This is a genomic window from Pseudoalteromonas sp. SD03, from assembly GCF_040937955.1.
GTDB lineage: Bacteria > Pseudomonadota > Gammaproteobacteria > Enterobacterales > Alteromonadaceae > Pseudoalteromonas > Pseudoalteromonas tetraodonis.
Map to the genome: position 1 here is coordinate 2894835 of NZ_CP162514.1, position 13315 is coordinate 2908149.

The 13315-nt window shown below is 40.2% G+C and carries 14 protein-coding genes; 11 read left to right on the forward strand and 3 right to left on the reverse strand.

Going from position 1 to position 13315, the window contains the following annotated elements:
• Positions 1–39: 39 nt before the first annotated feature.
• Positions 40–963 (forward strand): LpxL/LpxP family Kdo(2)-lipid IV(A) lauroyl/palmitoleoyl acyltransferase, encoded by a 924-nt coding sequence (gene lpxL, locus ABZP26_RS13540; protein ID WP_368485066.1) that lies wholly within the window; start codon positions 40–42, stop codon positions 961–963.
• A 37-nt stretch (positions 964–1000) separates the two neighbouring features.
• Positions 1001–1573: a toxin co-regulated pilus biosynthesis Q family protein gene (locus ABZP26_RS13545; RefSeq protein ID WP_064663509.1), complete on the forward strand. Its 573-nt coding sequence runs from the start codon at positions 1001–1003 to the stop codon at positions 1571–1573.
• Positions 1574–1637: 64 nt separating this feature from the next.
• Here the strand turns inward: ABZP26_RS13545 and glnE are convergent, their stop codons facing one another.
• Positions 1638–4433: a bifunctional [glutamate--ammonia ligase]-adenylyl-L-tyrosine phosphorylase/[glutamate--ammonia-ligase] adenylyltransferase gene (gene glnE / locus ABZP26_RS13550; RefSeq protein WP_368485067.1), complete on the reverse strand. Its 2796-nt coding sequence runs from the start codon at positions 4431–4433 to the stop codon at positions 1638–1640.
• Between the two features lie 78 nt (positions 4434–4511).
• Between glnE and ABZP26_RS13555 the strand changes: the two genes are divergently transcribed.
• The 6 genes from ABZP26_RS13555 (at position 4512) to ruvX (ending at position 8938) form a co-directional block, all read left to right on the forward strand.
• Entirely contained in the window at positions 4512–5405 is an 894-nt protein-coding gene (locus tag ABZP26_RS13555) for a hypothetical protein (protein ID WP_013465844.1), read from the forward strand.
• 77 nt (positions 5406–5482) lie between these two features.
• Positions 5483–5956 (forward strand): hypothetical protein, encoded by a 474-nt coding sequence (locus tag ABZP26_RS13560; RefSeq protein ID WP_368485068.1) that lies wholly within the window; start codon positions 5483–5485, stop codon positions 5954–5956.
• A gap of 70 nt (positions 5957–6026) precedes the next feature.
• A complete protein-coding gene (rsmE, locus tag ABZP26_RS13565) occupies positions 6027–6761 on the forward strand; it encodes a 16S rRNA (uracil(1498)-N(3))-methyltransferase (RefSeq protein WP_013465846.1) in 735 nt (244 codons plus the stop codon).
• Positions 6762–6827: 66 nt separating this feature from the next.
• Positions 6828–7778: a glutathione synthase gene (gene gshB / locus ABZP26_RS13570; RefSeq protein WP_013465847.1), complete on the forward strand. Its 951-nt coding sequence runs from the start codon at positions 6828–6830 to the stop codon at positions 7776–7778.
• Between the two features lie 135 nt (positions 7779–7913).
• On the forward strand, positions 7914–8471 hold the full coding sequence (locus ABZP26_RS13575) for a YqgE/AlgH family protein (RefSeq protein ID WP_024600819.1): 558 nt from the start codon (positions 7914–7916) through the stop codon (positions 8469–8471).
• A 17-nt stretch (positions 8472–8488) separates the two neighbouring features.
• Entirely contained in the window at positions 8489–8938 is a 450-nt protein-coding gene (gene ruvX / locus ABZP26_RS13580) for a Holliday junction resolvase RuvX (protein ID WP_033102541.1), read from the forward strand.
• 57 nt (positions 8939–8995) lie between these two features.
• On the opposite strand, the gene ABZP26_RS13585 is transcribed toward ruvX, so the two are convergent.
• Together ABZP26_RS13585 and ABZP26_RS13590 are read right to left on the reverse strand one after the other, a co-directional pair.
• Entirely contained in the window at positions 8996–10132 is a 1137-nt protein-coding gene (locus ABZP26_RS13585; protein WP_013465850.1) for a PilT/PilU family type 4a pilus ATPase, read from the reverse strand.
• A gap of 9 nt (positions 10133–10141) precedes the next feature.
• A complete protein-coding gene (locus ABZP26_RS13590; RefSeq protein ID WP_013465851.1) occupies positions 10142–11182 on the reverse strand; it encodes a type IV pilus twitching motility protein PilT in 1041 nt (346 codons plus the stop codon).
• A gap of 2 nt (positions 11183–11184) precedes the next feature.
• Here ABZP26_RS13590 and ABZP26_RS13595 point away from each other — a divergent pair, with 2 nt between their 5' ends.
• Genes ABZP26_RS13595 through ABZP26_RS13605 form a run of 3 tightly spaced genes read left to right on the forward strand, consistent with a single transcriptional unit; the run spans position 11185 to position 13297 of the window.
• A complete protein-coding gene (locus ABZP26_RS13595; protein WP_128583160.1) occupies positions 11185–11898 on the forward strand; it encodes a YggS family pyridoxal phosphate-dependent enzyme in 714 nt (237 codons plus the stop codon).
• A 17-nt stretch (positions 11899–11915) separates the two neighbouring features.
• Positions 11916–12737 (forward strand): pyrroline-5-carboxylate reductase, encoded by an 822-nt coding sequence (proC, locus tag ABZP26_RS13600; protein ID WP_024600822.1) that lies wholly within the window; start codon positions 11916–11918, stop codon positions 12735–12737.
• Between the two features lie 26 nt (positions 12738–12763).
• Positions 12764–13297 carry a YggT family protein gene (locus tag ABZP26_RS13605; RefSeq protein WP_008113334.1) on the forward strand — a complete coding sequence of 178 codons (534 nt, stop codon included), beginning with the start codon at positions 12764–12766 and terminating at the stop codon, positions 13295–13297.
• Positions 13298–13315 lie beyond the last annotated feature (18 nt).

The following is a 13315-nucleotide window of genomic DNA, read 5'->3' on the forward strand; positions in this document are numbered from 1 at the left end:
TAGCGTTAAACTAGCCTTTTATTTTTTAGAGAAATTTTTGTGGTCAACTCATCCCCTTTTAAAGCCTCTTTTTTAGGTCCTCGTTATTGGCTAACTTGGATTGGTGTCTTATTTTTATATCTCATTTCATGGTTACCGCAAAAAATACAATTAGCTATGGGTAAGCAGCTAGGACGCTTGGTTCATAAATATATGAAGCGCAGAAGGCATATTGCTGAAGTTAATATTAAACACTGTTTCCCCACGATGAGCGAAGTCGAGCAACAACAGCTGGTACTTAAAAATATGGAAAATACCGGTATTGCTATGGTTGAAACCGGTATGGCTTGGTGGTGGCCACAATGGCGGGTCAAAAAAGTATTGGGATCAATAAAAGGGCTTGAGCACTTTGAGCGCGTACAACAATCAGGAAAAGGCGTTTTATTACTTGTTCCACATATACTTCATCTTGAAATGACAAGTCGTGTAATGGGTTTGAAGTACCAAGGTATTGGCTTTTACCGCCCACATAATAATCCGCTTATGGAATACTTTACTACCAATGGGCGTCTTCGCTCTAATGAATACATGGTTGGAAAAAAAGACGTAAAAGGATTATTAAAATCATTAAAAAATAAAAAACTGTGTTATTACTTACCCGATCAGGATTATGGCCGTAACCGCTGTGAGTTTGTGCCTTTTTATGCAGTGCCTGATACAGCAACAACCACCGGAACACTAATGTTTGCAGGTAGTAAAAACTGCGAAACAATGAGCTTAATTGCTTATAGGGATAACAACGGAAAGTATCACTTAGAAATCGTGCCTGAGCTTGAAAACTTCCCAAGCGGCGATAATAAAGCCGATGTAACACGTGTTAATCAGCGCATGGAACAATCAATAAATGCCGCCCCTGAACAATATATGTGGTTGCATAGACGCTTTAAAACACGACCCGATAAAGACGCCCCCTCTTTTTATTAAAGATGGGTTATTAAAATAACAAAGATGAGTGACAGCCATGTGGTTTTGGATTAGATATATACTTTTAGCTTTATTGTTAATTGGTGCAGCCATTTACTTTTTACTAAATGGTACGTCGTCACTTAATTATCAACAAACCACCAACGCTGCTGCTGAAGGGTTATCGCGGTTTTATGCATCAATTCGAGATAGAATTACTGTCAATAAAGACAATGACAAATTTGTCATTCAACTCGAAAAACCCGATCTTAGCCTCGACAGAGCGCTAAACCAACGCTCTTTTGTAGTAGAGCCTATGCCTTTAAATTGGAATGGAGAAGTAGGCCCGCGCCGCTTTCAACGTGACTCAACCTTGCGTACTGTACTGACCCAATATGCTAATAACGAAGGTATTACTTTAATGTGGTACTTAGACAAAGATTACGTAATAAAAGATCACTTTCGTATAGATAGCAGTTTTAACTCCGCTTTATACCGCGTTAGCCGCTCTATTAATGATGACTTTTCAAATGAAGTGTATGCGTTTTTCTGCCCTAAACAACGTGCAGCGGTGATTACCGAGCTACCGTCTGAATTTGTACGCTCAAACTGTTTAAAGCTAAGCAATTAACTACATTCGGTTTAATTTTGTTGATATGCGCTCAAATATTGCTGAGCGCATAACATTAAATTGCTCAATCTAGCCCAAATATTGCCTTCCAAACCGTGCTAACATTATTGATATTTTCACTAAACTCTTCGCGTTTAACGCAGCGACCTTGCTGGTCTAAGCTCAATACATGATAGCGTGAGCGATAGTCTATATACGCTTGAATAAGCTGCTGTTTTTGAATATCGCTGATACAGCCAATTTTAGCCGCATCAGTTAAAATTCTCACATTGTCAGAATTATCGCATAAGTGGGTAAACTCATGGGCATGTTTTAATACCAAGTATTGCGTTATAAACTCAATATCGGTCATGGCACCCACATCTTGTTTTAAGTCAAATTGCTGCGCGTTGCCTTTAGCCAAATGGCCACGCATTTTTTCGCGCATTTTAATCACGTCTGCTTTTAAAGTATCTTCATCACGTTGTTGGCACAATATCTCGGCGCGAATTTGTGCAAATCGTGTTACTAATTCAGCTTGGCCTAAAATCAGCCTCGCTCTAACCAGCGCTTGATGCTCCCATGTCCATGCTTGCGTTTGCTGATAATGATTAAAGCTTTCTAGGTTAATAGCTAATAGCCCTGATGCACCTTCTGGACGCAGACGAGTATCTAACTCATATAAAATACCTGAGGCGGTACGGGTATTAAATAAATGCATTAATCGTTGTGCGAGTTTTAAATAAAACTGCCTTGAGTCAATCGCTTTATCACCATTGGTGTAACTTGTACCATCATGGTTATGCACAAAGACTAAATCGAGATCAGAGTCATAACCCACCTCAAAACCGCCAGTTTTACCATACGCAATAACCGCAAACCCCTTGTTTTCATCATCGGTGTTAGGTGGCATACCAAAGCGTTTTACGCAGTGGTACCACGCAATATTTACAGCCTGATCGACTATCGCTTCAGCCAATGCTGTTAAGTGATCGCTTACTTTCATTACATCAATAACGCCCGTCGCATCAGCTGCGGCAATGCGTAATTGATGGGTTTGCTTAAACTGACGCAGCGCTTCCATTTGCTGCTCTAAATCATCATGTTCAATGCGTAAAAAATACTGTCTTATTTCATCTTTATACGCAGTTAATGGGGTTGGCTTGTAAAGCACAGCAGGGTCGATAAGTTCATCGAGCAAAATTGGATACAGTGAAATATGCTCGCCAATCCATTTACTGTGACAACAAAGTAAAACCAATTGTTTTAGCGTTCCCGGATTTTCATACAGCAACTCTAGATAAGCGGTGCGCGAAATAATTTTATTTAATATTTGGCATACCGTTGCAAAGGCGCTAGCACTGGCATTAAAGTCGTTTAACTGTTTAAGTAATGCCGGCATTAATTTATCAAGAATATCGCGCCCACGATTGCCTACTTTAGCTTTAGAAAGTCGTTGTTTAAAGTCGTATAATGGTGTTTGCCATTCATCTCTGGGCTCATTTAAAAAGCTAACATCGCCGTGATCCCAAGCACTAATAAACGCCCCTTCACAGGTATCAAGTGGTTCAGTTTCTTCGCCTATAACCTGTGTAAATTCGTTATGTATTTGGCTCATCACATGTTCTATTTTCACAAGCGTAGCCGCAAAATCTGTCTGAGCGAGCAACACATTGAGTCGCTGTTGATTTAGCTCATCATCGGGCAGTGTTTGTGTTTGTTGATCATCAAATATTTGTAGGTATTGCTCTACTTTGCGTAAGTATAAGTAATTGCTTTTTAAATCTTTAGCTTCAAGCTCATCAATAACTTGGCTTAGTGTTAACTCTTTTAATGCAATTAATAAAGATTGCGTTTGTAAGTTTGCCTCTCTGCCACCTCGCACCATTTGCAAAGCCTGAACGATAAACTCCACTTCGCGAATGCCACCACCACCTAACTTAATATTATTGGTTAAGCGCTTACGACGCACCTCTTGGGCAATCATAAGCTTCATTTTTCTTAGCGACTCAATAACCGAGAAATCAATATAACGGCGATACACAAAAGGCTTTAATAACGTATTAAACTCCTGCCAATAAATGTTAGGCGTGCCAATTAAGCGCCCTTTTAACATCGCGTAGCGCTCCCAATCACGCCCTTGCTCTTGGTAGTAATCTTCAATGGCATTAAAGCTCATTACCAACGGACCACTTTCCCCAAATGGTCGCAAACGCATATCTACGCGAAAAACTTGGCCATCGACCGTACATTGATTAAGTGCTGTAATTAGCTTTTGGGCAACTTTAGTATAAAAGACAGATGCTTCAAGCGAGCGACGCCCACCTTGGGTTTTAACATTGCGAGGATATGCAAAAATAAGATCGATATCAGATGAGTAATTGAGTTCTTGTCCACCTAGTTTACCCATTCCTAATACCATTAACGGTAACGGGTTGTTGTGCTCATCTAATGGCTCACCATTGGTTTTAGCGACATTTTTATAGGCCCATTGATTAGCACTGTCGATCAGTTTATTAGCAAGTTCACTAATGTATTTAATACTATTTTCAATCGGGTTTTTGCAGCATAAATCTAAAAAAGCCACCTTTAACCAGTATTTTTCTCGGTATTGGCGCAGTAACTTATGGCACTCACTCTCTTCTATTTTAGTTATATCTAGCTGTGCAAAAGGGTCTAAAATTTCTCTATTTTTAATTTCGTGCTCACACAGTAACCAAGACAGTAGCGCAGGTTGAGAGCTTAAGCTGCGCCAAGCAAAATCACTTAACGCCAATAGCCGTATTATCTGCTGCTGGTTTTGTTGCTCTGGGTACAGCGCGGCAAAGCGTGTTTCACCGAGTTTTTGTAATTCAATAGGAAGCTGCGTGTCGTTACTCATCAATACCCTCTTTTATCTCACCAATAACCATACTAGAATGGTTAAAAACCTATCAAGGTAAATCTATTTAGGAACACCATGTCATATTTGTCATTATCTAACACTAGTTTAGTTGCGATTGCTATTAGTTTTGTGGTTATTTGTGTCATCATCATCAGTTTAAGAATTGTTACTCAAATAAAAGCAAAACAAGCACTTAAAGAAGAATTGGCGCAGCATGATAACTTTGCAATGGGGATTAGTTTTGCCTCTGAAATATCTGTTGTTATAGCCACCATGGCCTTTTTATTTGATGAAATTAGTATTAGCACCGCACAATCAAACCCATTAAAAGTGATTTTGTTAATTGTGCTGCTCTTTTCATTTATTAAAATGGGGCATTTAATCCATCGTAAATGGATATTACGCCGCTTTAATGAGGAAGCCGCAATACTAAAGCAAAACGTCTGTGCTGCGCTGGTTGACTCGGGGATGCTTATTGCCAATTGTATTTTAGCGCTGGGTTTATATACATGGACACATACTCAGGGGTTTAGTAATTTATTAATTGCCTCAGTAAGCTTTTTTGTGTTGCAAGGAATGTTTGCTTTGGACAGTAAAATACGTGAATACCGCTTTGCTAAAGCAAATCAAGGCGCCTCATTGCAAAGTAATTTTGGCTTAGAAAATACCTCTATTGGTATTCGCTATGCGGGTAAGTCAATTGGATTAGCACTTGCGGCGTATGCTGGTTTATCTAGTGCGGCCTTTCAAAATGGTAAAATGGTAGAAAACTTATTTACCTTGGTAATGCATTGCGGTGTGATGTGGCTGTTACTATACTGTTTAACGTATATTATAAAAATCATTTCAATGCCTAATATCGACACCGCACTTGAAGTCGATCATCAAGATAATATTGGTATTGCGTGTATTGAATTTGCTGTATTTTGTGCTATTGGTTACTTACTTATAAGTATGTTTTCAATTTAGTACCAAACTGGTTAAATTAAGCCGTTACTAAACGTCCCTATTTAATAGTCTGGTAAATTAACAGGGACTTTAGGCATATGGAAATAAAAACAGCGAGTTATCTCTTAATTGATATAGACAACGAGTTTAGCCATTCATTTATTAAACACTATATAAACTCAAATGATCCAGCTAAAAAAGACATCGTTATCGCCGGGGCTAATACCCAAAAGCTGGTTAAAATGATGTTTGATGAACTCGTTAAGGATTATTGCTATTGCGATATTGAAAACGAAATAAGCATTTCTGAGCTGGCCAGCTACCTACACGAACACCACAATATTCAGGGGGTACTGTTTAACCAAACAGATTACTTGCTCGCCGATGATACACAGCGCTTTATTTATAATTCACTGCATGAAAAACGCTATATGGTTATTCAAACAGAGCAAGGGTATGAAATTAAGCCCATAAAAGATGAATGCCATTCAAACCATTTATCGTGTGATACCGACATAGCTCAAACTGCACAAGAGTTAACAGAGCTTTTAACCCCCGAATATGAAAAATAAATAATTGCACCCAAGCCTTTGCTTACTTACCATAGAGAGATATAACTTCTATGTAAAAAAGTGATTTGCCATGCGAGTGCCCCATATTTATCAATCATCACCGATTGCTCTCAACACCCCTTTAAATCTTGACGATGACGCTGCAGGCCATGTAGGTCGTGTGCTACGAATGAAAGTGGGCGAGCAGGTTTCTATGTTTAATGGTGAAGGGGGTGAATTTCTCAGTGAAATTATTGAAGTGAGCAAAAAAACCGTGGTTGTTATGCCCCTTGAATTTAATCCTCATGACGTTGAATCGCCATTAAAGATTCATTTAGGCCAGTGTGTATCTCGTGGTGATAAAATGGATTTTACCATTCAAAAGTCGGTTGAATTAGGGATCACTGAAATAACACCTATTTTTAGCCAGCGATGCGGCGTAAAACTCAGTGGCGACCGCCTAGAAAAAAAACACCAGCAATGGCAAAAAATAGCCATTGCTGCTGCAGAGCAGTCTGGGCGCAACTTTGTACCAATCATTAATCCTCCCGTAGATTTAAAACACTGGCTTGAACAGCAAACCGATGCAATTAAATTAACCTTACACCCGCGCGCCGAGCACAGCATTAAAACCATTACTGTTCCTGATGGTGGCGTGCGATTTTTAGTGGGCCCTGAAGGGGGATTTACCGATGATGAAATGGCGCAAACTAAACAACAAGAATTTGTAGATATTCGCTTAGGTCCGCGAGTACTTCGCACAGAAACAGCAGCGTTAACCGTTTTAAGTGCACTGCAATTACAATTTGGCGATTTAGCTAATTGAAATAACTAAAAGCACCCACATATCAAGATTACAGTTGTAAAAAACACATAAATTAAGGCACAGCGCATGGCAATTAAGTTAGGTATTATTTCAGATCCTATTAGTGGATTTAATATTAAAAAAGACACCGGTTTTGCAATGATGATGCAAGCACAAACCCGTGGCTACGAAATTTACTACATGGAAATGGATGATTTATCGCTGCGTCAAGGCAATGCCTACGCCACTGCAGCCAAAGCTCAAGTTTTTGATAACGCTCAAAAGTGGTACCAACTTGAAGAAAAAGAAACCATAGCGCTGGCTGATTTAGACGTTATTTTAATGCGTAAAGATCCGCCTTTTGATACTGAATATATTTACGCAACGTATATTTTAGAGCGTGCAGAGCAAGCAGGCACATTAGTGATTAATAAACCACAAAGCTTGCGCGACGCCAATGAAAAACTCTTTACAGCTTGGTTTAGTGAACACACGCCAGATACATTAGTAACACGCAGCCAAAAACAAATCCGTGAGTTTTTAGCCCAGCATAAAGATATTATTTTAAAACCGCTTGATGGCATGGGTGGCGCCTCTATTTTTAGAGTAAAAGCCGATGATGCTAATATAGGCGTAATATGCGAAACCTTAACCGAGCATGGTAGCCGCTTTGCCATGGCGCAAAATTATATCCCAGAGATCACTCAAGGCGATAAGCGCGTATTGGTTGTTGATGGTGAAGTGATTCCTTATTGCTTAGCGCGTATTCCACAAAATGGCGAAACACGCGGTAATTTAGCCGCAGGCGGTCGTGGTGAAGCACGCCCAATTAGCGAATCAGATCTTAAAATTGCAAAGGCGGTCGCCCCTACTTTGAAAGAAAAAGGCTTAATATTTGTTGGTTTAGATATTATTGGTGATAAGTTAACTGAGATTAACGTAACAGCGCCAACCTGCGTAAAAGAAATTGAAGCCGCTTACGATATTTCAATTACCGGCATTTTATTTGACGCCATAGAGAAAAAGCTTAATAAATAAATTATCACTGAATCAGTTCAAAGATATAAAGCGATGACGCTTATCGTGTCATCGCTGAAAACTCGAATAAATTTTTAGTGTTAAAACATGGGACTATGCCATACTCAAGATTCAATAACTAAAAGGGTAAAACTTATGCAGTCATTAGAAAATCACTTTTTAATCGCAATGCCATCAATGCAAGACCCTTTTTTTAAACGTGCCGTCACTTATATTTGTGAACACAACGAAGAAGGCGCTATGGGATTGGTGATCAATCAGCCGATTGATGTCACCGTAGGTGAGTTACTCGACAAAATTGATATTGATAACGATAAATCTCAACATGCCGCGCAAGTGACTGTGTTTGCTGGCGGGCCGGTAAAAACAGACCGTGGTTTTGTACTACATTCACCTAAACCTGGGTACTCGGCAAGCCAAAAGTTGAGCAGTGATATTATGATCACCACCTCAAAAGATGTGTTAGCCACGTTAACCACAGCCCAAGCACCCGAGCAATTTATTATTACTTTAGGCTACTCCGGTTGGGAACAAGGCCAATTAGAGCAAGAGCTATTAGACAATAGCTGGCTGATCATTAAAGCCGATCCTAAAATAATTTTTGATACTCCAGTGGAAAAGCGCTGGGAAATGGCAGTCTCTATGCTTGGTTTTGATGTTAGCCAATTAAGCCCCGAAGCTGGACATGCCTAATAACATAAAAGATATACATGACTAAAAAAATAGTAAAGCCACAAGGTGAGCGCACCGTTATGGGATTTGACTTTGGTACCAAGAGTATTGGTATTGCTATTGGTCAAGAGCTCACTGGCAGTGCGACCAGCTTAAAAGCGGTGAAAGCCCAAGATGGCATCCCTAATTGGGATGACATTGCTGTGCAAGTAAAAGAATGGCAACCCGATTTAATGGTTGTCGGGTTACCGCTAAACATGGATGGCACCTCGCAAGAGGTTACCTTTAAAGCTAAAAAGTTTGCTAATCGTTTGCACAACCATTACGGCATTGCGGTTCATACTCAAGATGAGCGCTTAACGACTGCAGATGCAAAGGCACGGTTGTTTGAACGTGGTGGCTATAAAAATTTAGGTAAAGGTAACGTAGATAATATGTCTGCGGTGATCATTCTAGAGAGTTTTTTTGAAGCCAGTTATGGTGAGTAAAGTACTTAAACACACATAAAAAAAGCGCCTAAGGCGCTTTTTTTATGTGTGTTAAGACTAAGTCATATTGCCTTTGTCATCAAGGCCATCAATGGTCACACCTTGTAAGAAGCCTGCGCCTTGTTGCTCGTTATTACGTAGTTTAATCATCAAGCGTAAGTCATTTGGCGAATCCGCATGATGCAGCGCATCGGCATAATTAATACGTTGCTGTCTGTAAAGCTCAAACAGCGCTTGGTCAAAGGTTTGCATGCCCATCTCTGTTGATTTAGCCATGGTTTCTTTAATGCCACCAATATTACCGTTTTTAATTAGCTCACTGACCATTGGCGTATTAAGTAATACCTCAATGGCAGCAACACGCCCTTCCCCATCAGAGGTAGGAATAAGTTGCTGAGCAATGATAGCGCGTAAATTTAATGCTAAGTCATATTTAAGCTTATCGTGCTTTTCTTTTGGTACTAAGTGCATAATGCGGTCAATGGCTTGGTTAGCATTGTTAGCATGCAAGGTGGCAACACATAAATGACCCGTTTCTGCAAAGCTCAACGCATATTCCATGGTTTCTTGCGAACGAATTTCACCAATTAAAATAACATCAGGCGCTTGGCGCAAAGAGCTTTTAAGTGCCGATTCAAAGCTTTCAGTATCTAAACCCACTTCACGTTGAGTAATAATACTTTTTTGATGTTCATGCACAAATTCAATCGGATCTTCTATGGTTAAAATATGCCCACGTTGATTGCGATTTCTATAACCAATAAGTGCCGCCAAAGACGTTGATTTACCGGTTCCCGTACCACCTACAAATAACACAAGTCCGCGCTTTGACATAATCACATCGGTCAATGCAGAAGGTAATCCAAGCTCTTTAACGTCGGGAATCTTAGTGACGATTCGGCGAATAACCATGCCCGCTCTGTCGCGTTGCCAAAAAGCCGAAATACGAAAGCGCCCTTCGCTAGTTGCAATCGCAAAGTTACATTCTTTAGTGTTATGAAACTCTGCTTTTTGTTTTTCACTCATCGCTGATTCAACTAACTCTAGCGCTTGCTCATCTGTTAATTTATCGTCATTAAGAGGAGTTAGCTCGCCGTTAATTTTAGCGCTAATAGGAAGTTGGCTCGATACAAATAAATCAGAGCCTTTTTTGTCGATCATTATTTGTAAAAAGTGATTTAAAGATAAAGTCATAATAATTCCTTAAGCGCTAAACTGCGTCTTATCTTGCGCTTTTGTATACGCCGCTGAGTGAGTGATAATGCCACGGTTAACTAAGCTTGTTAAACATTGATCCATGGTTTGCATGCCTTGCGACGCACCTGTTTGAATTGATGAATACATTTGTGCAATTTTATCTTCACGGATTAAGTTACGAATAGCAGGCGTTGCCAACATAATTTCGTGTGCAGCCACTCGCCCTCCCCCTACTTTTTTTATCAGTGTTTGCGAAATAACTGCACGTAATGACTCAGAGAGCATAGAGCGGATCATATCTTTTTCTTCGCCAGGGAATACATCAATAATACGGTCAATGGTTTTAGGTGCAGAGGTCGTATGCAAAGTACCAAACACCAAGTGACCGGTTTCCGCAGCGGTCATAGCAAGGCGAATAGTTTCTAAATCTCGTAACTCACCCACTAAAATAACATCAGGGTCTTCACGGAGTGCGCTGCGTAGTGCGTTAGAAAAGCTATGTGTATCACGATGAACTTCCCGCTGATTAATTAAGCTGAGTTTATTATCGTGAACAAATTCGATAGGATCTTCAATAGTCAGCACATGATGATGCTTAGTTTGGTTAATGTAATCGACCATCGCCGCAAGCGTGGTCGACTTACCTGAACCTGTAGGGCCCGTGACTAACACTAGGCCTCGTGGGTTATCTGAAATTTGTTTAAATATTTCAGGTGCGCCTAAATCTTCAAGAGTGAGTACGTCACTCGGGATAGTACGAAACACAGCAGCAGGGCCACGATTAGAGTTAAAGGCATTTACACGAAAACGTGCTAAATTAGGGACTTCAAAAGAAAAATCCACTTCGAGATTTTGTTCATAGTCCTTACGCTGGTTATCGTTCATAATGTCATAAACCAGACTGCTGACTTCTTTATCTCCAAGTGCTGGTATATTAATACGTCGCACATCGCCATCAACACGTATCATAGGTGATACCCCTGATGATAAGTGCAAATCTGATGCTTTATGTTGCACACTAAATGCCAATAATTCGGTGATATCCATTTATGACTCCACAACTAACTGATAAATATATGGTTACAATAGCAGAACGACTCACATCCGCCTACGCTAGAATTGCAGAGGCAGCGCACAAAGCACAACGTAATAGTAACGATATTACGTTACTTGCAGTATCTAAAACCAAACCCGCTACTGATATTATGGCAGCTTATGAGCAAGGGCAACGTCAATTTGGTGAATCTTATGTTCAAGAGGCTGTAGATAAAATAGCGCAACTAGACACATTTAGCGATATTGTTTGGCATTTCATTGGCCCTATTCAGTCAAATAAAAGTGCTTTAGTCGCTGCCAATTTTGCTTGGGTGCAAAGTGTAGACAGACTTAAAATAGCCAAGCGATTAAACAGTCAACGCCCTGAGACAATGCCGCCACTGAATGTACTTATTCAAGTGAATATTAGCGAAGAAGAAGCAAAGTCTGGTTGTCACCTCAATGAAATCAATGAGCTGGCGCAATATATAGATCAATGTGCCCATTTACAGTTGCGCGGACTGATGGCTATTCCCGCTAAAAGTGACGATGCAAACACGCAAATTCAATATTTTGAGCAATTACAAACTTGCTTTGATAAACTACAGACCCAATATCCTCATATAGATACGTTGTCGATGGGGATGAGTAACGATGTAGAGGCTGCCATAGCGGCAGGTTCAACCATGGTGAGGATCGGCACAGATATTTTTGGAACACGAACTTAAAAGGTGATAACAGACATATGTCAGATAAAAAAATCGCATTTATAGGCACAGGTAATATGAGCTACGCCATCATTGGTGGCATGGTAAAAAACGGCTTTAACGCAAATAATATTATTGCGACTAACCGCAACCAAGAAAAACTAGCTAAGGTAGCTGCCGACTTTAAGGTGCAAACCACCAGTGACAATAACGAAGCTATGCGCGATGCCGATGTCATTGTTTTGTCTGTTAAACCACAAATGATGGGCGATTTATGCCAATCATTTCAAGATTCAGGTGTCGACTTTAGCGATAAATTATTTATCTCAGTCGCGGCAGGCTTAACCGTTAAGCGCTTACGTGAAATGCTTGGTCAAGATGTAAAAATGGTACGTTGTATGCCAAATACGCCATCATTACTTGGTCGTGGTGTATCTGGCTTATATGGTGCAGGCGAAACCCAAAGCGAGCATGAGTTTGTACAGCAAGTATTTGAATGTACAGGCATTGTTGTATGGGTTGAAAAAGAGTCGCAAATAAACGACGTGATTGCTGTTACCGGCTCTTCACCGGCTTACTTTTTCTTATTTATGGAAGCCATTGAAGAAAAAGCCAAAGCGCTTGGGTTTAGTGATGAAGACGCACGCCGCTTAGTGCAGCAGACCGCCCTTGGCGCAGCTGAAATGGCACTTAGCCAAACTGATATTAGCATTTCACAATTACGTTCAAATGTGACATCAAAAGGCGGTACCACGCATGCAGCCGTTGAGCATTTAAAAGCACAAGGTTTAACTAAAACCGTAGGCGATGCAATGGATGCGTGTATTGCGCGTGCAGTGCAAATGGAACAAGAACTTTAAAACCATTTTTTATTGAAGGTTATACTATGAATGCCATGCAATTTTTAATTAGCACCTTGTTTGATCTATTTTTAATGGTGGTACTACTGCGTTTTTGGCTACAGTGGGCAAAAGCCGACTTTTACAACCCAATGAGCCAATTTGTGGTCAAAGCCACTTCGTTTGCAGTTAACCCGCTGCGAAAAATCATTCCAGGGCTAGGCGGGCTTGATTTAGCCTCTTTGTTGCTGGCATTTATAGTGGCTGCGGCAAAAATAAGTACCCTAATGTGGCTTATTTATAGCTCTTGGGCTATTCAGCCTGTGCTTATACAGGCGCTAATAACTGTTTTAAAAGAAGGTTTAAATTTAGTCTTTTGGGTGTTAATCATCCGCGCTATTTTAAGCTGGGTAAGCCAAGGCTATAACCCAATTGAAGCGGTATTCCATCAGCTTACTGAGCCAATGTTAAAGCCCATCCGTAAAATTTTACCGCCATTAGGGGGATTAGATTTATCGGTACTGGTACTAATCATCGGCATTCAGTTTTTACAAATGCTGCTAATGGACCTTTTAGCTTAAGCATAACGTAATATAAAA